Source organism: Aquaspirillum serpens DSM 68, from assembly GCF_000420525.1.
Lineage (GTDB): Bacteria > Pseudomonadota > Gammaproteobacteria > Burkholderiales > Aquaspirillaceae > Aquaspirillum > Aquaspirillum serpens.
The window spans coordinates 20,179-44,024 of record NZ_ATVC01000013.1; the positions used below are offsets into that span (position 1 = coordinate 20,179).

The following is a 23,846-nucleotide window of genomic DNA, read 5'->3' on the forward strand; positions in this document are numbered from 1 at the left end:
TCAAATTTCAGGTACTCAATGACCAGTCAAAAAAAATTCATCATCACTCGCTACACTGTGTCCCTTAGCTCACTGCCTTGCGATAAGGGTTGTCAAAGATGGTCATCCGTGAACTGCCTCAATCTTCTCTCTCCGAAAAACTTGAACCTGCGCTGATTGGCGAATTGATTGCCATCATCGAGGGCGAGCGTCTGACACCTGTGTTTCAACCGATTGTCGATTTCTCGACCTCATCCATCATTGGCTATGAAGGTCTAATTCGTGGCCCCGCCTCAAGCCGCTTGTATTCACCGCAGGACTTATTTGAGGTCGCAGGCCGCTGCAATATGACGCAAGCACTCGAACGAACTTGCTTTGCAGCCGTACTCGAACGCTTTGTTGAGCTCGATTTGAAGGGCTCCTTGTCGATCAATTTGGGGCCGGATACAGTGCAAACCGAGTCTTTCCACCCCGATCGGTTGGTACCTCAGTTGCTGAAACAAGGTTTGTCGCCACAGCGTTTGATTATTGAATTAACCGAAAGTCGGCCTTTTGGTCAATTTGAAACCTTACGCAATCGTTTACATGCCTATCGCCAACAGGGTTTACGGGTGGCATTAGATGATTTGGGCGAAGGTTTTTCCAATCTGCGTAGTTGGGCAGAAATTTCCCCTGATTTTGTGAAGCTGGATAAATTTTTTATCCAAAACATCAACGAAAACCCAATTCATCGACACTTTTTAACCAGCATTATTCAACTTGCTGAGCATAATGGTTGCCATGTGGTGGCCGAGGGGGTGGAAACCCAGGCTGAATATCAAACCCTACGCGAACTCGGAGTCAATTTTGGTCAGGGTTATTTTTTCGGCAAGCCATCGGCTTTACCGGCTCGTCAGTTTCAAATCCGTCATCACCAACAACAATCCCCTTTCAGCCAGCAAGAAAGCAATTTAATCATTGTGACGGCAGATCGAGCGGGGGACTTATTAGTCGCGGTGGATACTCTCGCTTCACATGCTCCCGCTGACACTGCCTATCGTGCTTTTGCTGATGATGCCGATTTATTCGCTATCCCAGTGGTGGACGATGGGCGGCCCGTGGGGTTGTTGCGGCGACATCATGTTCTCGAAACCTTTGCCCGTCCGTTTAGCCGTGAGTTATATGCAAAAAAACCCTGCGCCGGCATGATGGATCCTAAACCATTGATTGTTGATGCTTCGATGAGTATTCAAACCTTGTCGAGCATTGTGGTGGCGGCGGAGCGGCGGTATTTGATTGATGGTTTTATCATCACCGATCAAGGTCGTTATCTCGGTATGGGAACCGGTTTTGATCTGATGAAAAAAATCAACGAAATTCAAATCCGTGCTGCCCGCCATGCCAATCCACTGACCGGTTTGCCGGGGAATGTGCCGATTAACGAAGCGATTGACCAAGAGTTACTGACAGGGCGGTTATTTACCGTGGCTTACTGTGATTTAGATCATTTTAAACCGTTTAATGATTTATACGGTTTTAGCCAAGGCGACGAACTAATTCAATTTACCGGCCATCTGTTATTAGAACATGCCGACCCTAACCAAGATTTTGTCGGTCATGTTGGCGGCGATGATTTTATTGTGTTATTCCGCAGTGATGATTGGGAAGCCCGTTGCCGTGGCATTTTGACAGCATTCGAACAACAGGTGAAACGTTTTTTCCGACCAGAGCATTTAGATCTTGGAGGGTTTTTAGCGGTGCAGCGTAATGGCGAGAGTGCTTTTTTACCCTTGACTGCATTATCAATTGGTGCAATTCGGATTGAACCGACACTCTATCATTCACACCGTGATATTTCTGCCGTTGCCGCCGAGGCGAAAAAAGTCGCGAAAAAAACCAGCGGGTGTAGCTTATTTATCGAACGGCGGCAACCCGAATTGGGTGGCAAGTTAAGCTAAGAGCATATGTGGCAATATGATTGACAGTCTGGCAAAGCACTCATAATAATCATCCCCGTTCCCTTAAGCTCACGTGAAGGATGTCCCCATGAAGTATGCCCGTTTAAGCCTGATTGCTTCCGCCGTTTTAGCCCTGTCTGCCTGCGGTAAATCCGAGGCACCTAAGCCTGCTGCCGATGCTGCCGCGCCTGCTCCTGTTGCTGCAGCACCTGCAGAAGAAACCACCGTACTGATTGGTAGCGTGGCGCCATTGACTGGCCCCATTGCCCACTTAGGTAAAGACAACGAATCCGGTGCTCGTTTGGCCGTGGATGAGATCAATGCCGAAGGTTTGACCATCGGCGGCAAAAAAGTGCGTTTGGAGTTGGTGTCTGAAGACGACCAAGCCGACCCGAAAATTGCAACCCAAGTGGCACAACGCTTGGTGGACAAAAAAGTGGTGGGTGTGATCGGTCACTTAAACTCGGGTACGACTATCCCAGCATCGAAAATTTATGCTGACGCGGGCATTCCACAAATTTCGCCTTCCTCTACCAACCCTGCTTACACCCAGCAAGGTTTCAAGACCGCTTACCGTGTGGTGGCAAACGATGTGCAACAAGGCGCATCGTTGGGTAACTTTGCGGTGGAAAGCCTCAAAGTGAAAAATGTGGCGGTGATTGATGACCGCACTGCCTATGGTCAAGGGATTGCTGACGAATTCGTGAAGGCTGCCGAGGCTAAAGGTGCGAAAGTGGTGAAGCGTGAGTTTACCTCTAACACCGCTACCGACTTTATGGCGATTTTGACGTCTATCAAAGCCGCGAAGCCTGATCTGGTGTTCTTTGGTGGGATGGACGCTCAGGGCGGCCCATTGGCAAAACAGATGAAGAAATTGGGCATCGAAGTCAAATTGTTGGGTGCTGACGGGATCTACTCGCCAGAATTCCTGAAATTGGCGGGTGAAGCTGCCGAAGGTCACTACGCCTCCTTCATCGGTATGCCACGCGATCAAATGCCGGGGTTTGCTTCGTTTAACGAGAAATTCAAAGCCAAGTATGGCGAAGTGCAAATGTACTCGCCTTATGCCTATGACGCAGTGCGCGTGATGGTCGATGCGATGAAAAAAGCCGACTCGGTTGATCCGGCTGCGTTTGCTCCAAAACTGGCTGAAACCGAATATGCTGGTGTGACCAGCAAGGTCAAGTTTGACGACAAGGGCGACTTGGTGAACGGTGCTGTGACGGTGTACCAAGTGAAAGACGGCAAGTGGGAAACCCTGCAAACCGTGGGTGGCATGAAATAAGCCAAGCTTGATGACCCGAAAAACCCCGATGTCACCACATCGGGGTTTTTTTCGCTCTCAGCTGTGGCATGATTGTCGTATCGTAAGCGTTTGCCTTGCGATGACCTCATCAGTTTTGATGAACGGCTGGCAACCGTAACTGCTCTACCCGTGGCGAATCCAGCCGGTAACGGCGGTGCTATTTCTGGAGGGGTTCTAGAGATAGTCGGGAAGGTGATGCCTGTTTGAGTGCATCTGTGAACACAAACAGGAAGAGAATCATGCGCCCATGCGTGTACTTTCTTGAGAGCGGTGAATCCCTATGAAGCCCAATACCGAGGCCTTTTATCAAAAAGCGGCAATTGCCCTGACTGAAAAACTGAATGCACTTTTACTTGAACTAGACCCAAACACCTCTCCACGCCAACCCAACGACTATGATGCGGATGCTGACTTGCTTGATGTCAGTTCTGCTGATTTGGGGAAACAACCGGCGGCACCAAGCCATGCTTGGAAGCTGTGTTTTGTGTTGGTGCAGAAAATCAAAGACGTGCGCGCAGAGATCGATCAGGCGAAATTGGCCGAAAACGATGCTGTGTTATTGTTAGAGGAACATCTGAGCGCGGTGTTAGATTCGCAAGAAGTGGCCGCTTTGGCTTCGCTGTTGTCCGGTGCGGCAGTCAAACCCTCTGCAACACCGGTAGAAGAGATGGCCAGTTTGGTATCAGAAACCCCTGACGTAGTGGAAGCGCCTGCTGTAGAAGACAACGCCATGGTTGAGACTGAGGCAGTGGCAGCGGCGGAAGTAGAGACTGAAACCGAGTCGGTGGCAAGTGATGATTTGCCAGTAGAAGCGGCGGCAGACGAGGTGATTGCCCCAGAATTTCCGGTAGCGTTTGACAATGAAGATGCCGTTGTTGCCACCGACAGCGCCTTGTTAGATTCGCAAGAAGTGGCCGCGATGTTGCAAGCGGCTGGCGAAATGCCAACGCCTGCCCCTGAAACCTCGGCAGTAGAAGCCTTTTTAGCGGCAGCGGATGAAATTACCGCTACTGCACAAGCATCGGCGGCACCAGTCGCTGATACGGCTGACGAAGCGTTCCCTGATTTAGGTTTGGCTCAGCAAGAGCCGGTTGCCGTTGAAGCGACCCCAGAAGAAATTGCTGCTTTAGTACAGGCAGAAGGTTTGGTGAATGCGAAACCAGTCAGTGAATTTGAAGCCGATTTACAAGAAGACATGACCGCTATGGCGGCTGTTGCGACTACAGAAAGTGATCCAACTGTAGCAGGGGAATCGGTAGATTTAGAATTCACCGCTGCTGCACCACGCGTGTAATTGCGCGAAAACCCGTTGCCAGCGGTGTTTCGCCGCTGGCGTGGGTTTTCAAAAATTTTCAGAAAAAATTGTTAACCGATGCGCATCCCTGGTTGTGCACCTTGATCGACATCTAACAAGAACAAACCGCTGCTATCATCGGTACCAGAAGCACACACAATCATCCCTTGTGAGACACCGAAGCGCATTTTGCGTGGCGCTAAGTTGGCTACCACAATCACCTTACGACCGACTAATTTTTCTGGTTCGGCATAGGCTTTACGGATGCCCGAGAAAATATTGCGGGTTTCAAAGCCGAGGTTGACGGTAAATTGCAGCAATTTATCCGAGCCTTCAACATATTGACACGCTAACACTTCGCCAACGCGCAAATCGACTTTGGCGAAGTCGTCAATAGCAATGGTGTCTGCGATGGGTTCGTAGTTATCGGCCGCCGCTTCGCTGACGGTTGGGGTGCTTTGCTTATTGGCTTCAATCAGTTGTTCAATCAATTTCGGTTCAATCCGTTGCATTAAATGTTGATAAGGTTGGATGGTATGGTCGAGCAACAGCTGTTGGCTATCCGCCCAAGTCAATGGTGCGATATTTAAAAAGTGTTCGACTTGTTCTGCCAATTTTGGCAACACCGGCTTGAGATAAATTGTCAGCAGGCGGAATGCGTTAATTAACACCGTACACACTTGTTGCAGTTGCTGTTCCATGCCTTCTTGACGGGCTAATTCCCACGGTTTGTTGGCATCAACATACAAATTCACCTGATCGGCCAACGCCATCACATCCCGCAAAGCGCGAGCGTATTCACGCTGTTCAAAACTCTGAGCTAGGTTTTCTGCTGGGGCGGTGAGGGCTTCTAATAAGCTGGTATCGCTGAGCTGGGCGGCCAACTTGCCATCAAAGCGCTTGCTGATAAAACCGGCGGCACGGCTGGCGATGTTAATAAATTTCCCAACCAAATCTGAATTCACCCGCGCCACAAAGTCGCTCAACGATAAATCGATATCTTCAATTTTGCTGTTGAGTTTGGCTCCGATGTAATAACGCATCCATTCTGGATTCAAACCACAATCGAGATAGCTACGGGCGGTGATAAATGTGCCACGCGATTTGGACATTTTTTGACCGTCAACGGTCAAGAAACCATGGGCGAATACACCGGTTGGGGTGCGATAGCCGCTGTATTGCAAGGTCGCTGGCCAGAATAGGGCATGGAAATAAAGAATGTCTTTACCGATGAAATGATAGAGTTCTGTGCTCGAGTCAGCCTTGAAATACTCGTCGAAATTCAGCCCTTCGCGATCACACAGGGCTTTAAAGCTGGCCATATAACCAATCGGCGCGTCCAACCAGACATAGAAATACTTACCAGGGGCGTTGGGAATTTCAAAACCAAAGTAAGGCGCGTCGCGTGAAATATCCCAATCTTGCAAACCGCCCTCAATCCACTCGTTCATTTTATTGAGTGATTCTGGCTGTAGGTGGGGCTGTTCACGGCCATCTGATAACGTGCTGTGGCCGGCGGTCCAATCACGCAGAAACTCGGCACATTCCCCTAACCGGAAGAAGAAATGCTCCGACTCGCGCAACACCGGCGTAGCGCCACTGACTGCGGAATAGGGGTGAATCAATTCGGTCGGGCTGTAAGTGGCGCCGCACACTTCACATGAGTCGCCGTATTGGTCTTTGGCATGACACTTTGGACATTCGCCTTTGACAAAGCGATCGGGTAAAAACATACCCTTTTCTGGGTCGTAGAGCTGTTCAATGGTGCGGCTGACGATTTTGCCGGCATCGCGCAGTTTTTGATAAATGTCGTAGCTGTAATGGCGGTTTTCTGGGCTGTTGGTGCTGTAATAGTTGTCGTAACCGATGTGAAAACCTTGGAAATCGGCGAAATGCTCGGCATGAACGCGCTCAATCAGTTGTTCGGGGGTGATGCCTTGTTTTTCTGCTGCCAACATAATGGGCGTGCCATGAGTATCATCCGCACAAACATAGTGACAAGTATGGCCGCGCATTTTCTGAAAGCGTACCCAAATATCGGTTTGGATGTGTTCAACCATGTGGCCAAGGTGAATCGAACCATTGGCGTAGGGAAGGGCGCTGGTGACCAGAATTTTGCGTTGTGTCATGGCGTAACGGTCTCGAATACAGTTAGAAGTCAAAACGTAATTATACCGCAGCCACGGGTGAGACCGGTGATGCTGGTCAGAATCAATAAAAGTTGATTAAAATAGTCGGATATTACTCTGGAGCCCAGCCATGTTTGCCAAAATTAAACAACTTTTACAAGGTCAGCCTGCGGCGACCTATACCGAACAACAGTTGCGCGACCATTTGCAAACCTGTATCGATCCAAATACCGGCCATGATTTTGTGACAGGTAAGACAATTCGCCGTATTCAATTACAAGGCAGCGTTGTTGAAGTGGAAGTGGTGTTGCCTTATCCGGCAAAAACCCAGTGGGCTGCTTTGGAGCAACACATCGCCGATCATCTTTTACAGTTACCCGACATCAGTGAAGCACGGGTTACGGTGCGCAGCGAGATTGTGAGCCATGCGGTACAGCGTGGAGTCGCTTTGCTGGCGGGGGTGAAAAACATTATTGCCGTGTCCAGTGGTAAAGGTGGCGTTGGAAAATCCACCACCGCAGTCAATTTGGCGTTGGCGTTGGCCGCCGAAGGGGCACGAGTGGGGATTTTAGATGCTGATATTTATGGCCCTTCGCAACCGTTGATGATGGGGTTGGCCGGCCGTCGGCCTGAATCACCGGATGGTAAATCCATCTATCCCGTTGAAAACTACGGTGTGCAAACCATGTCGATTGGCTATTTAGTGGATGAAGATCAGGCGATGGTGTGGCGTGGGCCGATGGTGACGCAAGCGTTAATGCAGCTACTGAACGACACCCGTTGGGATGAGGTGGATTATTTAGTCATCGACTTGCCGCCCGGCACAGGAGATGTGCAATTGACTTTGTCACAAAAAATTCCTGTTACCGGTGCGATTGTGGTGACCACGCCGCAAGATATTGCCCTGCTTGATGCCAAAAAAGGCCTCAAGATGTTTGAAAAGGTCAATATTCCGGTACTGGGCATTGTGGAGAACATGGCGATGCACATTTGTTCGCAATGTGGCCACACGGAAGCAATTTTTGGCCACGGTGGCGGTGAAAAAATGGCAGCGCAATATGGCGTGGAGTTGATTGGTCAATTGCCGCTAGATTTGTCGATTCGATTGCATACTGATCAGGGCAAACCTTCGGTGGTGGCTGATCCAGATGGCAAAATTGCAGAAATCTACCGTCAAATTGCGCGCAAAGTGGCAATTAAAGTCGGAGAAAAAGCACGAGACTATTCGAGCCGGATGCCAAAAATTGTGATTCAAAACTAAATGGCTTGCTGATCGGTTGGCAAGGCCCTGTTGTGGGTGCCACAACAGGGCTTTTTTATTGATATTTCGCAAAAAATATAAATATGATAGATTGTATAATAATGTCAGTTATCGCAGTGCTGATCTTCTAAAGTGAAAAAACTTTTTTCTATTGTTTTTTCACTTTTACATCAATCTATTGCAGCGTTAGGGTTACCGTTATGGCACCACTTTCTGCTTCATCCTCCTTGCCTATGCAGACCATGCGGACACCGGTGTTGGCGTTCAGCCTGTGTTTGCTATGTCTTCTCACCACAATGGTCTATTTCCTGTGGGCGAGTCATCAACAGGCCGTGAACAGTGCCAAGATCAATACTGATAACTTGGTGCAGGTTTTAGAAACACGGGTGGCGGCTGACTTTTCTCGTGTGGATGGCATTCTTTCTTTTGTGGCAGACGAAGTGCGTACCCAAGGCTTATGGAGCCGCACTCCTTCAGAATCGCTATTGCCGATGCAAAAACGGCTGGCGAACTTAATTGTTGATTTTCCTGCCGTAGCCGGGTTGTTTATTTTTGATGCCGATGGTCAATTGCTGTTGTCATCTGATCCTGAATGGCGCCCGTTTTCCATTGCTGATCGTCCCCATTTCCAACGCTTACGCGCCAACCCTTCGTTAAAGCATGTGTTTTCCGATCCCTTAGTTGCTCGCGCCACGGGGAAGTGGGCATTGGTGCAATCGCTGGCGATTCGTAACGCTGATGGCGAATTGATCGGTGTGGTGAATGCCCTGTTTCACCTTGACGATTTGGCTGATGATTTCGCTAAATTGGATGTCGGCGATCAAGGACGTGCATTGCTACGGCGCTCGGATAATTTCCGATTGATTTTCCGCACCCCTTATAGCAGCGTACAAGAGCAAGACATCAATCAACCGATTCCACCGAGTAATGCGGTGCGCCGACAAATTGAAGCGGGGGTGAGCGCAGGTTCATTACGGTTTATCGCCTCCACCGATGCTAGACCACGCCTTGCGAGTTTTCGTGTGTTGAAAAAATATCCGTTTTATGTGCAGGTGGCTTTGGCGGATGAGGATTATTTGGCCGATTGGTACCGACAAGTGGCATGGGTATCGGTGTTTGCTGTGGTGTTAATGGTGCTGTTTGTGCTGTTTATCATGCGGATGAAGCGTGATGAGCTCAGAATCGAACAAGCTAACCATGCGTTGGCCTATCGCCAAGGCTTATTCAGCGCCTTGTTTGAACAATCGAGTTTGATGGCGGCGATTGTGGATAGCGAGGGGCGATTGTTGGAAGTCAATTCACAGGCGCTGACGGTATTAAATGGGCAACGGGAGCGAGTGCTGGGTGCAACCTTAGTTGACTTACCTTGTTGGCCGCAGGTTGAACAACAAGCAGCATTGCAGCGGTTGTTGATTCAGGCCATGCAGGGGCAGTTGGCGACAATTGACCATCTCAATATTACGCTACCGGACCGTCAGATCGAAGTGATGTTACATGCCATTCCGGTGCAATTAGCCGAACAGTGTTTGGTGGCGGTGACCGCAATTGATATCAGTGCGCTCAAAGCCAGCGAAGCCGAATTGCAAGAAAAAACCCATGCGTTGGAACATTCCAATGCTGAGCTAGAGCAATTTAGCTACAGTATTTCTCACGATATGCGGCAACCACTGCGGATGATTTCGAGTTATTTGCAATTGCTCCGGCAAAGTTTGGGTAATCAATTAGATGAAGACCAACAACAATTTTGTCATTTTGCGATTGATGGTGCAAAACGCTTAGATGCAATGTTAATTGGGTTGTTGGAATATTCGCGTGTTGGCCGCAAGGGGGAACCCCCTGTTTGGATAGAAAGCCAAGAGGTGTTGCAACAAGTGCTGTTATTCTTACAGCCAATGGTGCGTGAGTCGGGCGCACAGATCACAGTGCAGGGTGAATGGCCACGCCTGTTTGCCAGTCCGGATGAGCTATTGCGTTTGTTACAAAACCTGATCGGTAATGCCTTGAAATTTCGTGTGGCGGAGCGTGTGCCACATATTGAAATCCGTGCAGTGGTCGGCGATGGTATGTGGTCGGTGTCGATTCAAGATAATGGAATTGGCATCATGCCGGAGCAAGCCGGACGTTTGTTCCAAATGTTCCAGCGTTTGCAATCTCGCTCGGCCTATGAAGGCACTGGCTTAGGGTTGGCGATTTGTCGCAAAATTGTTGAACATCATGGTGGGCGATTGTGGGTGGAATCAGCTGGCGAAGGCTTGGGTTCGTGTTTCACCTTTGAAATTCCCTATTTGACGGAAATGACGCTTGAAAGCGTGAAAGAAAACCAATGAATGGGTATGGTTCAGAAATTATACAATCGCTCAAGTCCATGCTAATTGGACGGCGAGCGATTGTGCCCCTGCTGGCGGTGATGTTGTTAATCCCGTTAAGTTTTTTCAGCTTTTTATTGTTCCATACCGTGGCAGAACTGGTGTCTATCGTAGTGGCAACCAGTGCTTTTATCGTGGCATGGAATACCTATGGTTTTTCACGCAATCCGTTTTTACTCTTTCTCGGCACTGGCTTGTTATGGTTGGGCGCCTTAGATTTATTTCATACCTTAGTTTACAAAGGGATGAATATTTATCCCGGTGTGACGGATGCCAATTTGCCCACACAAGTCTGGGTTGCAACCCGTTATTTACAGGCGCTGTTGTTATTGGCCGTGCCGTGGTTTGGGGTGCGTACGCTACACCGTGGTTGGCTGATTATCACGATGGGAGGGATTGCGCTGGCGGTATGGGCATGGATTATGTCGGGTTATTTTCCCGATGCCTTTATTGAAGGAAAAGGACTCACACCTTTTAAAATCGTGAGTGAATATCTCATCGTGTTATTGCTGATATTGGCTGGTTTACACCTCTATTGGCGGCGAAAACGCTTTGATCCTCACATGGTGGCGCTGATTTCAGTGTCGATTGTGGCCACGATTATTGCCGAGTTGGCGTTTACTTTTTATATTGATGTCTATGGCTTATCCAACCTGATTGGCCACTTGTTTAAAATTCTCGGTTATTGGTATATCTATGTGGCGCTGGTGGAATATGCCCTAGCGGGGCCGTTCCGGTTAATGGCCCATGCCGCCACAACCTACGATGCCATTCCCGACCCGACGGTGGTGATTGATGTGAATGGTGAAATCCGCCAAACCAATGCTGCGGCTCGTAAGTTGTTCAATCTATCCGAGGTCGAGTGTGTTGGCCGACATTGCCATGATGTATTACATGCCTCACATCTGTCGATTCAAGACTGTCCGGTGTGCCAACAGATTTATCAAGGTGGAACAGGACATCGTATCGAGGTCGAGGATCGCTTAGGACAACGCTGGTTTGAAGTCATATTATCCCCTGTGACATGGGGCGAACAGGCGATGGGGATGGTGCATGTCAGCCGTGATATTACCCAGCAAAAACAGATGATGACGCAGCTGGCGCGCAGTAATGCCGAGTTGCAACGTTTCGCTGAAGTGACCGCCCACCATCTGCAAGAACCTGCCCGCCGTCTTGCCTCGTATGCCGATCATTTAACTTCTCTACTAGGTAATCGCGTCGAGGATGATCCCGAAGTGGCGTTTTCCTTAAACTTTATTCGCCAACAGGCGCGGCGCCAACAGAATTTATTGCGTGATGTCGAACGTTATTTGGCCGCCGATCAACCGCGTGGTCAGATGGTGGAGGTGGATGTCAATCGATTATTGACTGTATTGTTACAACGTCTGACCCCTGCTTTACAGCAATATCATGCCGAGGTAGAGGTGCATCCAGCGTTGCCGGCGGTTTGGATTGATATGCCACGCCTCAATCAAATTTTCGAAACGATTTTAGAAAACGCCCTGCGGCATGCTCAGCCGTCCCATCAAGAGAAAACACCACCGATATTGCCATTGCATATTGTCATTCACGGTGAACGTCATGTGAACAGCGTCCGCTATACCGTGTGTGATAACGGCGTGGGTATCGAGGCGACTTATCGTGAAAGGGTGTTTCGTGTGTTTGAGCGTTTACAATCGAATGCCCTTGGTGAACGCGATGGTGGCGGCACGGGGATTGGTTTGGCGATTGTGCGGCGTATTGTAGAAAGTTGTGGCGGCAAGGTGTGGATTGAAGATAGCTATTATGGCGGCTGTTGTGTGGTGTTTGAGATCCCTAACCCTGTGGGCGGCACCGGATAGATAGATTGTTTTGTAATAAAAGAAGTGTTATTTATTATTTTTTATTTGGTTTTTTATCCAGTAAGCTAGGCGAGTCAATTCAATTAAGGACTACATCATGACTCGTTTGACTTGGTTACTGGCTGCTGTCGGCTTATCTTCATCGGTGTGGGCTGCTCCGGTGACGCTTTTAAATGTCTCCTATGACCCGACTCGTGAACTATATAAAGAGATCAACGCGGCCTTTATCAAAGATTGGCAAGCGCGCAATACTAAAGACACCTTAACGATTCAACAATCTCACGGCGGCTCTGGCAAGCAAGCCCGTTCTGTCATCGATGGGTTAAGTGCCGACGTGGTGACATTGGCGTTGGCTTACGATATCGATGAAATCAGCCAAAAAGCGAAGTTGTTGCCGGCAAATTGGCAAAGCCGCCTGCCCCATAACAGCTCGCCTTATACCTCAACCATTGTTTTTCTGGTCCGCAAAGGCAATCCTAAACAAATTAAAGACTGGGGCGATTTGGTTAAACCCGGGGTGCAGGTCATTACCCCGAATCCAAAAACGTCTGGGGGAGCACGTTGGAACCATCTGGCGGCGTGGGGGTGGGCGTTGAAACAGCCAGGGGCTACCGAACAAAAAGCCAAAGACTATCTGCGCGCACTCTATAAAAACGTGCCGGTTCTTGACACTGGCGCCCGTGGTTCAACCATGACTTTTACCGAGCGTGGAATCGGTGATGTGTTACTGGCATGGGAAAACGAAGCCATTTTGGCGAAGAAAGAATTAGGACCTGAGAAGTTTGATATCGTGGTGCCGTCGCTATCGATTCTGGCCGAGCCACCGGTGGCGATTATTGACAAAAACGTCGATAAAAAAGGCACGCGACAGTTGGCGACTGATTATTTGAAATTCTTATATACGCCACAAGCACAAGCGTTAATCGCCCAAAATTACTACCGCCCTATCGACCCACAGGTTGCCACGCAATATCGCAACACCTTCCCACAGGTCAAATTATTCTCGATTGCTGATTTAGGCGGTTGGGCCAAGAACCAGACGGCACATTTTTCCGACGGTGGCGTGTTTGACCAAGTTTATGGTGTCAAATAATTCCTAGCCTTTAACACGGTATTGCGTGATGGACTTTTCCATCTGCAATACCATTTTATATTTCTTTGCTGCTTGCTACCTGCTTAAGTTAGGTTTGAATCTGTCCCTGTCTAATAGCACCTGCCGAACTTGTGGTAATGACCTCGATAGGGAGAATGTAATGAAGAAACTGTTATCTGCTGTTGCCGTGGCTTTGTTGTCTGGTGTTGCTGTCGCTGGCCCAACCTGTACCCAAGCAGAGCCAAGCACTTGGCAAAATCAGGACAAATTCCAAGCGCAGTTGGTTGAGCAAGGTTATCAGATTAAGAAATTCAAAGTGACCGATGGCAACTGCTATGAAATCTATGGCAAAAACAAACAAGGTCAGAAAGTTGAAGTGTATTTCAACCCTGTTGATGGCAAAGTTGTTAAGACAAAAACAGAGTCCTAATTTTTGTCAGTGAAAAAGCCAGCTAGTGCTGGCTTTTTCTATAGGAAAATATTATGCAAAATAAAATATTGGTGTGGGATAAGTTGGTGCGAGCCTCGCATTGGTTAGTTGCAGGGCTGTTTTTCATTAATGCGTTTTTAACTGAAGAAGGAGATGAGATTCACCGTTACTTAGGTTATGCCATTCTTGCCATTATGTTTGTTCGATGGATATGGGGATTTATTGGCACACCGTATGCGAGATTTTCTTCTTTTGTCCCCACACCTCATCGGGTTGTGTCACACATTAAACATATTCATGATGGTGAAAAACATGGTCTAGGACATAATCCCTTGGCTGCTATGATGATGTTAGCCCTATGGGGTGTGATGTCTGCACTTATTATTAGCGGCTGGATGATGACTTTAGATCAATTTTGGGGTGAAGAATGGGTTGAGGAACTGCATGAATGGTTAGTCAATATGATTTATGTCATGGTTTTTGTTCATGTTGCTGCTGCTATTTTAGAAAGTTTCTTGCAAAAAGATAATCTGATTGCTGCCATGATTCACGGCAAAAAGAAGGTCAAAAACAATGAACAATCCATCCACGGAAAAATATAAGCTATTTTTACTAGAAGATGATCCTGTTTTAGGGGAAAGCCTGTTAGATGGCCTATGGGATGCCAACTTTGAGGTCACTTGGTGTCAAGATGGCTTGCAAGGGCTAGCGCAATTACAAGATAACCAAGATTATCATGTGTTGATTTTAGATTTAGGTTTGCCGAGTTTGGATGGCGAGGTTTTATTAAAAAAACTGCGACATGGTAGAAATGCCATTCCTACATTAGTATTAACTGCCCGAGGGCAGTTAGACAGCAAAATTCAATTGTTGAATACTGGTGCAGATGATTATTTAGCCAAGCCATTTAACTTGGCCGAGCTAATTGCTCGGCTACAGGCATTGATTAGACGAACACATAAAAAAACGGTCAGCTATATTGTGTGGCGTGATTTACGTATGACTCATGATGGTTCGATGGCATGGAAAGCAGATCAGCCTTTACTGTCTAGTGCCATCCTGTTGCGGTTATTACACGCATTTATGACGCATCCACAACAAGTATTATCGTATCAACAACTCAATGATTATCTTTATGGTAACACCGTTGAGCATGACAGTAATCCACTGGCTTCACATTTATCACGGCTTAGAAAAATGTTGGGTGATACCTACATAGAAAATATTCGAGGTGAAGGGTGGCGACTCAATTAAAAAAACACTCTATTTTATTAAATCTTAGCATGAACATTTTGCTAGGTATCATCATTGCTACTTTTGTCATGTTGGCACTGGTAGCAAGACAAGTAAGCCACGAAGTCGATGAAATCATAGAAACTCGATTAGTCGAAGCGGCTCGCTTTTATCAACTACTACCGCAAAAAGTATTAAAGCAACTTCCTGCTGATTTGGTTTTAGATAAAGACTATTCCTTATTTGCTAAATACAGTTTATATAATATTAAAACTCAACAGCTGGTAGCGAGTAATCAATACCCTGCTTTTCCCTTTGATGCTGCAGCAAAAATAGTGCTTGATGATACAACTTGGCAAACTCATAGCGAGATAAAAAATGATCAAAAAATTATCGTCGCTATTTCATTAGATGTGCGTAATTATCTTGCTGCGGATGTGGCAAAAGATGTTTCACCGGTTGTCATTATTTGCCTATTGTTGTTGGGTATTGCCATGGTTTTTGGCGTATGGCGCGGACTTGCGCCATTAAGACTATTTTCGCAAGAAGTCGCTTGCCGTCCGGGTGATGATTTATCGGCTTTTATGATGCAGGTGCCGAAAGAAATTGAGGTATTACCACAAGCGCTGAATCAGTTATTAAACCGAATCTCTCAGTTTAGGCAGCGTGAACAACGTTTTGTTGCAGATGCTGCCCATGAACTCCGTACCCCTTTGGCAGGTATTTTATTGAGTTTGGATGTGATTGAAACTACACAACGCCAAGAGGCAAAACAACGTGGTTTACGCAATATTCGGCTATCAACAGAACGTGCTCATCGTTTGGTTGAGCAATTACTATTGTTAGCGCGTGTTGATAGCAAAGTGATAACACTTAAAGAAAATGACTTGGCTGAAGTAGTAAAAAATAAATTACAAGACATCAAGCGTGATGGCGGAATAAAAATTGATTTTTCTACCATAGACAAAAGCGATTATCCAGTACAGCTCGATGAAGATTTAATTGCTGTCATGTTAAGGAATGCGATTGATAACAGTGAGAAATATGGTGCGACCACAGTACAGGTTTCTGTCAATAATCATTGTCTCACCATAGAAGATAACGGGCCTGGGGTATCCGAAGAGGTATTGTCAAATCTTGGTAATCGTTTTTATCGCCCTGCAGGTCAAAAGGTGAGTGGTTCTGGAATTGGTTTATCACTGATAAAAGAAATTGCTGCTCTTCATCAGGCTGAAGTGAATTTCTCTTCTCCTGCTGGCTTTTCTATCACCATTCAATTTCCCTGTGCTCAATGATGTTAAAAATTAATCGCCAATCACTGCTATGCCACAAGCCAGAACACATGGCTTTATTCTGTACCTTATTTTTTATCACTGTTTTTAATATCTCTTTTTGGCAACGTCTTTCTGTTTGGTTGAGTCCGTTAGGATTCTATGAAATAACTGTTTTTTTTATGGTGTTTTTGCTGATTAGTGCTGTTTTATATTTGGTTTTTTGTTTGTTGCTCATTCCATTTTTGTTTAAGCCGGTTGTAATCAGTCTAATTCTTGCAACATCGGCTATCAGTTATTTTATGATGCAGTATGGCGTGATGATTGAAAAAAACATGGTGAGGAATGCAGCCCAGACCGATTTCCTAGAGTCTCTCGACCTTATTTCTTGGGGGATGATCGTTTGGCTTTTTTTGACGGCTTTATTGCCAATCGCGATTATTATAAAAACTAAAATTCAATATCGCAGTTTGTACCGTGAGATATTAGTAAGAAGTGCTTTTGTTTTTGCTGCATGTTGTACCATTGCTCTTGTTGGTTTTTGTTATTATCAAGATTTTGCCTCGCTTTTTCGTAATCACCGTGAAATTCGTTTTGTTGTTACGCCCTTTAACTATCTGCAAGCGACCTCTTCTTATTTGAAAGAGCATTTTGCCACGCCGAAAGCATTAGTGCTAATTGGTCAAGACGCGAAACACTTTACTCGCTCAAATCAGCCACAGGTATTGGTGTTAGTGGTTGGCGAAACAGCGCGTGCTGATCATTTTTCTTTAAATGGCTATTCACGAGAAACCAATCCAAAGCTTAGTCAGGCTCAAGATATCATCAATTTTTCCAACATGTGGTCATGTGGAACAGAAACAGCTGTTTCTATCCCTTGCATGTTTTCGGGTATTCCACGAGAGAAATTTGAGCTAGATATTGCTGCTGGTCAAGAAAACGTGCTCGATGTATTACGACATACAAAAAAAATTGATGTGTTGTGGCTGGATAATAATTCAGGCTGCAAAGGGGTTTGTGAGCGTGTGGCGGGAGAAAAACTATTTGAAACGAAGCCATCAGCTACCTATTGCGAGGGGCAAGAGTGTTTTGATGAAGTGTTGGTAGAAAATTTAGAGCAAAAACTGAAGAAAATTAGTCGTGATACGGTGATTGTCTTACATCAAAAAGGCAGTCATGGCCCTGCCTACTACAAGCGTTATCCAAAAAAATTTGCTGTCTTTCAACCAGAATGTCAAACCTCTGAGTTACAAAAATGCACTCAAGCAGAAATTACTAACTCTTTCGATAATACGATTTTATATACCGATTATGTGTTGGATAAAATAATTGGTTTATTAAATACACAACAGCATATTACCACTGCCATGTGGTATCTCTCTGACCATGGCGAATCATTGGGAGAAAATAATCTTTATTTACATGCCACGCCTTATGTTTTTGCACCTGATGCACAAAAGCATATTCCAATGCTAATGTGGTTTTCCGCAAATTGGCAGCAACAAAACCGTGTTTCTCTAACCTGCTTGGGTAAACAAACAGCACGTCTTTACAGCCATGATAATGTCTTTTCTACTTTGCTGGGTTTGATGCAAGTTCAAACACAAGTCTATCAACGGGAACATGATATCTTAGCGCACTGTCAAAAAGATCCGTTCAATGTTTGATGAGAGAAAGGTATTACGATGGCGACTCAGTGGAAACCATGGTTGTTGGCGGGGTGTTATGCCCTGTTGAGCTTGTCGGCATTTGCTCAAACACCGCCGCTGCAAGCAGAGATGTATATGGACCCCAGTTGCCCATGCTGTAAAAAATGGGCGGCGCATCTTGAGCAACACGGCTTTGCAGTCAAAATTCATCATGTTGCTAATATCAACCAGACACGACAACAATTAGGGATGCCAAGTCAATATGGTTCTTGTCATACAGCAAAAGTGGGTGGTTATTTGATTGAAGGTCATGTTCCAGCGCAGGACATTAAACAGCTGTTATTACAAAAGCCGAAAGCCATTGGGTTGGCTGTGCCGGGGATGGTGACCGGCTCGCCAGGGATGGAAACGCCTGGTGTTCCCAACCAACCGTATCAAACGCTGTTGATTGAAAACCATCGTTCGGCGAAGGTATTTGCAAACCACTAAAAAGAATAAATAAATCGTTTTTTATTCGTTTAGGTTGTAATGGTTTCACGCTATCCTGTTTCCTGTTCAGTGAAATCAGGGAAGGGCGCGCCATCGTGTGGAAATCGACAGTGTTAGATACCTTTGATTATGTGATTCAACCGGGTTGGAAAGGCTCCGAGCCAGAACATTGGCAGAGCCATTGGGCGCAGCAACTGGGCGCTTTGCGAGTGGAAAACCATGACTGGCTCGACCCTACACCCACGGCATGGCTACAGCAGCTCCACCAAACCTTGAGCCAAGCACAAAAACCGGTGATTATCATCGCCCACAGCTTAGGGTGTGTCACGGTTGCGCATTATTTAAAAAATCATCTAGCCAAGAACATTGCCGGCGTGTTTTTGGTGGCACCGGCTGATGTCGAGCGGCAACATGCCCCCGAATGTTTGGCTCGCTTTGCTCCCCTTCCTGCGCTTAATTTTCCTTGTCCGGTGTCTGTTATCGCCAGTGATAACGACCCGTTTTGTGTGCCACAGCGGGCACAGATCATGGCTCAGCAATGGGGGGCGGCATTAACGTGGCTCCCTCAAGCTGGGCATATCAATGTCGCTTCCGGCCATACCGAATGGACCGAGGGTTTGCTGTTATTAGAACAATTTGCATTGCGGTGCCGACAATTGGCGCTCGCCCTCGCTGCTTAATCTAGTCAGACGACGCTTTTCGCTGCCGGTGGTTGGCGTATGATGCTGGCCCATCGTTTGATATGGCCTGCGGTTATCATGAGTCAACCTCCTTCTCTCCCTACGCTTTCTCAGCGACCTGCTCGTCATTGGTTTGTCGGTGCATCGTATGGTCATCAAGATGACCAACTGGCCCGCTTTTTGGCAGAAGGTATCTGGGAAAACGGCTATCACGATCGCTATCAAGAGGCGGTCCGGCAAATGCAGGTTGGGGAATATATTGCAGTAAAAGCAGCATACACCCGCAAATATGGCCTGCCTCCATTGTTACAGCAGCGCGGTAAAGTGGTGTCGGTGATGAATATCAAGGCCATTGGTGTCATTACCGCCAATCCGCTAAATGGTAAATCGGTTGCGGTGAATTGGTTGTATCAATTTCCAACGATCAAGGAATGGTACCGCTATACCTTTCGCAATACGATTCAAGCGGTGACTTATGGACTCGATCCACGCGGTGATGCGCTGATTGCCTTTGCCTTCGATCAACAACCACAAAATATTGCTGACTTTCTGCCAGCATCCCCTGCTATTTCTCCTGCCGATGTGTTGTCCGAACCCGAAGAACCACTCGCAGAGAGTGAACTAGATCGCTATAGCGTAGAAGATATTGTCAGCGAGGGCTGTTTTTTAGCACAGGAGACGCTAGCGCGTTTTCTTACCATCTGGCGGCAAAAGAAAAACCTGATTCTGCAAGGGCCCCCCGGCACTGGTAAAACTTGGTTAGCAAAACGGTTGGCATTTGCCTTGATCGGTTACCAACGACAACAACAACTGCGTGCGGTGCAATTTCATGCCAATGTAAGTTACGAAGATTTTGTCCGAGGTTGGCGACCAACGGCAGAAGGTAAATTATTGATTCGTGATGGGGTGTTATTGCAATTAGCGCAACAGGCACAGCGTTGTCCCGATGTACCCTTTGTCTTGTTGATTGAAGAAATCAACCGTGGTCAACCGGCACAAATTTTTGGCGAGTGCTTGACCCTACTCGAGGCTAGCAAGCGCACGCCAAGTGAAGCATTATTATTGAGCTATCCCGATGCCGAGGGTCAACTGCGGCCTTTTTATTTGCCAGATAATTTGTATCTGATTGGCACCATGAATACTGCTGATCGCAGCTTGGCGGTAGTGGATTTTGCCCTGCGCCGCCGCTTTGCATTTATCACCCTCACTCCTGCATTCAATTCATCATGGCTCCAATGGTTAGAACAAACCTGCGCTGTGCCTCTCCCGTTGGCTGACACGATACGGCAGCGCATGTTGGCCCTAAATGAACACATTGCTGCTGACATGCGGTTAGGTCCAGCGTTTTGTCTCGGTCATAGCTATGCCACACCGCACACCACACTATCGGCTGATACGGCATGGGATTGGTGGTCTCAATGTGTGACCAGCGAAATTCAACCCTTATTGCAAGAATATTGGTTTGATGCCCCCGATCAGGTGGAAACTTTCTGCCAACAATTGCTTGCTACCCCCTAATGTCATCAAACAATCTTGCCATTCCCATTCGTAACCTGTGGTGGTTGCTGTGGTATGCCTCGGAATTGGCGGTTGAACCTGATTATGCTCCGCATGGTATTGAAAGCGCGATTGATCGTTTGCCGCAGGTTCTGATTGAACTGTTCTTGCCCGAGCTAGAACGTAAATTACACCGCCCCTTAGCCGTTGAACATCTACCTCAGCAGGCAGTTGTGGCACAGGTGCGTGGGCGTATTCAAGTTTTGCCGACGTTGGTGCAACAGCGTCTGTTGCGCGGTCAAGTTGTCTGTCAGTTTTCTGCCTTAGATTACGACACTGCATTTCATCGTCTGCTATTAGCCGCAGTGCAACAGGCGGGGGCCTGGGCCAGCGATCGTACCCAGCAAGGGCAATGCCGGCGGCTGACACAGCAGTTACAGCGTTTTGGTGTTACCACATTGACACCGAAGCAAGCTTTAGCTCACCTACCCCGTTTAAGTGGGATACGAGAGCCAATCGATCGGCGTTTATTGCTGATTGCCGAATTATTATTGCGTTTGGGGTTACCCCATCCAAACGATAGTTGTTCTGAGATTTCACAACCTATTCAAGATGCGACCAGCCTCCGCCGTTTATTTGAAAAGGCGATAGCGGGGTTTTATCGTGCGGTGCTTGATCCTCAACAATGGAAAGTCAAAACCGGCCAGCATTGGCATTGGCCCGTTGAAGCACAAAGCAGTGGTATGGCTAGCATCTTGCCGCGTATGAAAACCGACATTGTGTTAGAGCACACCTTTCCACCTCATCGCATTGTGATAGATACGAAATTAACCGCTTTGTTAAAGCCCGGTTGGTACCGTGAACGTACATTGCACAGCCCTTATCTCTACCAGCTCTATGCCTATCTAAGAACGCAAGAGGGGCGTGGCGATCTGTTGGCGGAAACAGCCACTGGGGTGTTATTGCATCCGGTGGTGGCAGAAAACGTGGATGAGTGGTTGGTATTACACGGCCACTGTCTCCGATTTAAGACAGTCGATCTAGGACAGTCATTAACCGAAATGCGTGCACAGTTGTTGTCAATTTGCCAGATTGCATGCCATTTTAATCCCTAAGCAGTCTTTTCCTTTGCTGTAACAAAGGCTGTTACCTTTCTTTGCTTGTTTTTGGTTTTTATGTGGTTAATCCAATAAATAAAGTCAAAAAGACATTATTTGTTAAATTCATGTCATGAATTTGCTTTTCATCCGTAAAAACTTCTCTCGAGTAAAAACTTCTCAAGTTTTCTCAACATCCAGCCGAAAATGCTAGGAAAAATAATGCAATAAGTGGTTTGGAACCATATACAATGCTTTTGTATTATGAGTTTTCAGGCATCAGACGTATTTAGTATGGGGATGATGACGATGACACAAAGAATAATTGGGAGAATCCAGCAAACTTTTGCCGAAGCACTGAAGCGCTGTGGGTTTTGTTTGCATTTCGAAGGCTGGACAGTCACTGGTTTACCGGTGCACAGCATTCTGCCGATGACAGAAAGGGATAAAGTGATATGAAAGGGAAAGCAAAATACTGGCTAGCAGTGCTGTTGCTGATTGGATTAGGCGTCGGTGGTCAGATTGGTTGGGATATTGCGATGACTATCAGCAGTGCTTTTCATCGTTCTGCACAGCAAAACCATCATTTGGTGAATACTGATTTGAATTTTGGCGAGTAAAAATCGCCTTGTTAGGCTTGGCTGACTGCGAGATCGTGCAATGAGCGAAACAGAAAAACGTAGTAGGGAAACTGCTGGGAACTTACTGTGGGAAGCATGTCAAAAATCATGCTGGTGCGAGGAAAGAGACTCGAACTCTCACGCCAAAGGCGCTGGAACCTAAATCCAGTGCGTCTACCAATTCCGCCATCCTCGCACTTGAGGGAGGCGAATAATAACGTAGATTTAAGCTTAAAACAAGGAAACTCAGTTAAAAAGTCGCTAGCACGTCTTGAAATTTGGCAGGTTTGATAAAAATTAGCTGTGCCGGAAGACGATTTTGCCATTCCTAAGGAGGCTTACCATGTACCCGACATCATCTACATCTTATCCCCTTTCTGCCAGCCAAAACCGAGTGCTGCGGAATACTTATCTATTGCTTGCTATCTCGCTGATTCCAACAATGGCGGGGGCGATGTTTGGGGTGAACCTGAACTTCAGCTTCATGAAGTCCAGCCCGATTGTCTCAACCATTGCCATGCTAGCGGTGATTTATGGCTTGATGTTTGCGGTCGAGCGGAATCGTAATAGCAGCCTAGGCGTGGGTCTGTTGTTGGCCTTTACCTTTGTCATGGGCGTGTTGCTTGGCCCAATCTTGCAACTTGCTTTGGGGATGGCGAATGGCGGTCAGCTGATTGCAGTCGCCGCAGGGGGGACAGCAGCTGTGTTCTTTGTGATGGCTGCGATTGCCACTACAGTCAAAAAACAGCTTAATTTTCTAGGTAATTTCTTGAGTATCGGTGCTGTCGTGTTGATGGTGGCGGTAGTGGCGAATTTGTTCTTACAAATTCCTGCGCTGCACCTGACCTTGTGCGCGGCCTTTGTGTTGTTTAGCTCGATGCTGATTTTGTTCCAAGTGTCCGAAATCGTGCACGGCGGTGAAACAAACTATGTGTCTGCTACCCTGACCTTGTTTGTTGCGGTTTACAACTTGTTCACTAGCTTGTTACAGCTGTTGATGGCCTTCACAGGCATGAGCCGCGATTAAGTTTGGCTTTGTTGTGTGAGTATCCCCCCCCGCTGCGGCGGGGGGTATTTTTTTAGCGTTCTTGGCCGCGTTGAGATTGGCTGAGGCGTTGTAGCGAATCAGACAGCGCTGCGACACAGCTTTGTGCTTCTTGTGCCAATTGCCCAATATGTTTGGCTGAAGTCCCCGATTGGCTGGCCAACACGCGCACCTCATCAGCTACCACAGCAAACCCTCTCCCCGCTTCACCTGCCCGCGCAGCTTCAATCGAGGCATTCAGTGACAACAGATTGGTTTTATCCCCTGCGCCGTAAAACCTCGCCATTCATGGCGGGGATATCAGGCGCAAACGGCAAAGCTGTTTTAGGGTTTGGTGTTGTGGTTGTAAAGTAAAAACAAATCAATGTTTGCTTTGCTGTTTGTATAATGAGCGTATGAAACGACTCCAAGCCTTCAAATTCCAACTGACACCCAACGGCCAGCAAACACGGCAAATGTCGCGCTTTGCGGGTTCGTGTCGGTTCGTCTTTAATAAGGCGTTGGCGTTGCAAAAGGAATGGTATCAGACTGACCCGACAAGCAAGTTTTCTTACGTCAAATTGGCTAATCTTTTGCCCAGCTGGAAGCAAGAATTTGCTTGGCTGAGAGAATCACCAAGCCAAGCCTTG

The 23,846-nt window shown here is 47.1% G+C and carries 21 protein-coding genes and 1 tRNA gene; 19 read left to right on the top strand and 3 right to left on the bottom strand.

Annotation, left to right across the window (positions count from 1 at the left end):
• Positions 1-98: 98 nt before the first annotated feature.
• From G465_RS13445 to G465_RS0104180, 3 genes are all read left to right on the top strand, one after another.
• Positions 99-1,916, top strand: coding sequence for a GGDEF domain-containing protein (locus tag G465_RS13445; protein WP_022653233.1), 1,818 nt, complete (start codon positions 99-101; stop codon positions 1,914-1,916).
• An 88-nt stretch (positions 1,917-2,004) separates the two neighbouring features.
• Positions 2,005-3,201, top strand: a complete 1,197-nt coding sequence (locus tag G465_RS0104175; protein ID WP_022653234.1) for a branched-chain amino acid ABC transporter substrate-binding protein — start codon at positions 2,005-2,007, stop codon at positions 3,199-3,201.
• A 301-nt stretch (positions 3,202-3,502) separates the two neighbouring features.
• Entirely contained in the window at positions 3,503-4,516 is a 1,014-nt protein-coding gene (locus tag G465_RS0104180) for a hypothetical protein (protein WP_022653235.1), read from the top strand.
• 71 nt (positions 4,517-4,587) lie between these two features.
• Here the strand turns inward: G465_RS0104180 and metG are convergent, their stop codons facing one another.
• A complete protein-coding gene (gene metG / locus G465_RS0104185) occupies positions 4,588-6,645 on the bottom strand; it encodes a methionine--tRNA ligase (RefSeq protein ID WP_022653236.1) in 2,058 nt (685 codons plus the stop codon).
• A gap of 130 nt (positions 6,646-6,775) precedes the next feature.
• Here metG and apbC point away from each other — a divergent pair, with 130 nt between their 5' ends.
• From apbC to G465_RS15735, 14 genes are all read left to right on the top strand, one after another.
• Positions 6,776-7,906, top strand: coding sequence for an iron-sulfur cluster carrier protein ApbC (apbC, locus tag G465_RS0104190; RefSeq protein WP_022653237.1), 1,131 nt, complete (start codon positions 6,776-6,778; stop codon positions 7,904-7,906).
• A 200-nt stretch (positions 7,907-8,106) separates the two neighbouring features.
• On the top strand, positions 8,107-10,233 hold the full coding sequence (locus G465_RS14970) for an ATP-binding protein (protein ID WP_081642691.1): 2,127 nt from the start codon (positions 8,107-8,109) through the stop codon (positions 10,231-10,233).
• A 38-nt stretch (positions 10,234-10,271) separates the two neighbouring features.
• Positions 10,272-12,113 (top strand): MASE3 domain-containing protein, encoded by a 1,842-nt coding sequence (locus tag G465_RS0104200; protein ID WP_162138809.1) that lies wholly within the window; start codon positions 10,272-10,274, stop codon positions 12,111-12,113.
• A gap of 97 nt (positions 12,114-12,210) precedes the next feature.
• Entirely contained in the window at positions 12,211-13,206 is a 996-nt protein-coding gene (locus G465_RS0104205) for a sulfate ABC transporter substrate-binding protein (RefSeq protein WP_022653240.1), read from the top strand.
• 160 nt (positions 13,207-13,366) lie between these two features.
• Complete coding sequence (locus tag G465_RS0104210; RefSeq protein ID WP_022653241.1) at positions 13,367-13,636, top strand: PepSY domain-containing protein; 270 nt, start codon at positions 13,367-13,369, stop codon at positions 13,634-13,636.
• Between the two features lie 53 nt (positions 13,637-13,689).
• Positions 13,690-14,238, top strand: coding sequence for a cytochrome b/b6 domain-containing protein (locus G465_RS13455; RefSeq protein ID WP_022653242.1), 549 nt, complete (start codon positions 13,690-13,692; stop codon positions 14,236-14,238).
• Complete coding sequence (locus G465_RS0104220) at positions 14,210-14,890, top strand: response regulator transcription factor (RefSeq protein ID WP_022653243.1); 681 nt, start codon at positions 14,210-14,212, stop codon at positions 14,888-14,890. Before G465_RS13455 ends, G465_RS0104220 begins: the two co-directional genes overlap by 29 nt.
• The gene (locus G465_RS0104225) at positions 14,875-16,164 is read left to right on the top strand and encodes an ATP-binding protein (RefSeq protein ID WP_022653244.1); all 1,290 of its coding nucleotides are present in this window, start codon (positions 14,875-14,877) and stop codon (positions 16,162-16,164) included. The genes G465_RS0104220 and G465_RS0104225 overlap by 16 nt, the downstream gene beginning before the upstream one ends.
• Positions 16,165-16,211: 47 nt before the next feature.
• Positions 16,212-17,807: a phosphoethanolamine transferase gene (locus G465_RS0104230; protein WP_040399138.1), complete on the top strand. Its 1,596-nt coding sequence runs from the start codon at positions 16,212-16,214 to the stop codon at positions 17,805-17,807.
• Positions 17,808-17,825: 18 nt separating this feature from the next.
• Positions 17,826-18,278, top strand: a complete 453-nt coding sequence (locus tag G465_RS0104235; protein ID WP_022653246.1) for a DUF411 domain-containing protein — start codon at positions 17,826-17,828, stop codon at positions 18,276-18,278.
• A gap of 95 nt (positions 18,279-18,373) precedes the next feature.
• Entirely contained in the window at positions 18,374-18,958 is a 585-nt protein-coding gene (locus G465_RS13460; RefSeq protein WP_052165377.1) for an RBBP9/YdeN family alpha/beta hydrolase, read from the top strand.
• Between the two features lie 78 nt (positions 18,959-19,036).
• Complete coding sequence (locus tag G465_RS13465) at positions 19,037-20,476, top strand: McrB family protein (RefSeq protein ID WP_052165378.1); 1,440 nt, start codon at positions 19,037-19,039, stop codon at positions 20,474-20,476.
• Positions 20,476-21,570, top strand: a complete 1,095-nt coding sequence (locus G465_RS13470; protein WP_022653247.1) for a 5-methylcytosine restriction system specificity protein McrC — start codon at positions 20,476-20,478, stop codon at positions 21,568-21,570. The genes G465_RS13465 and G465_RS13470 overlap by 1 nt, the downstream gene beginning before the upstream one ends.
• A 437-nt stretch (positions 21,571-22,007) precedes the next feature.
• A complete protein-coding gene (locus G465_RS15735; protein WP_022653249.1) occupies positions 22,008-22,172 on the top strand; it encodes a hypothetical protein in 165 nt (54 codons plus the stop codon).
• 112 nt (positions 22,173-22,284) lie between these two features.
• On the opposite strand, the gene G465_RS0104265 is transcribed toward G465_RS15735, so the two are convergent.
• Positions 22,285-22,368, bottom strand: a tRNA-Leu gene (locus G465_RS0104265).
• 147 nt (positions 22,369-22,515) lie between these two features.
• Between G465_RS0104265 and G465_RS0104270 the strand changes: the two genes are divergently transcribed.
• A complete protein-coding gene (locus tag G465_RS0104270) occupies positions 22,516-23,199 on the top strand; it encodes a Bax inhibitor-1 family protein (RefSeq protein ID WP_022653250.1) in 684 nt (227 codons plus the stop codon).
• Between the two features lie 52 nt (positions 23,200-23,251).
• On the opposite strand, the gene G465_RS0104275 is transcribed toward G465_RS0104270, so the two are convergent.
• Positions 23,252-23,503 carry a methyl-accepting chemotaxis protein gene (locus G465_RS0104275; RefSeq protein ID WP_022653251.1) on the bottom strand — a complete coding sequence of 84 codons (252 nt, stop codon included), beginning with the start codon at positions 23,501-23,503 and terminating at the stop codon, positions 23,252-23,254.
• Between the two features lie 109 nt (positions 23,504-23,612).
• Between G465_RS0104275 and G465_RS15320 the strand changes: the two genes are divergently transcribed.
• Positions 23,613-23,846 (top strand): helix-turn-helix domain-containing protein (locus tag G465_RS15320; protein ID WP_022653252.1); only part of this gene is annotated, 234 nt, incomplete at its 3' end.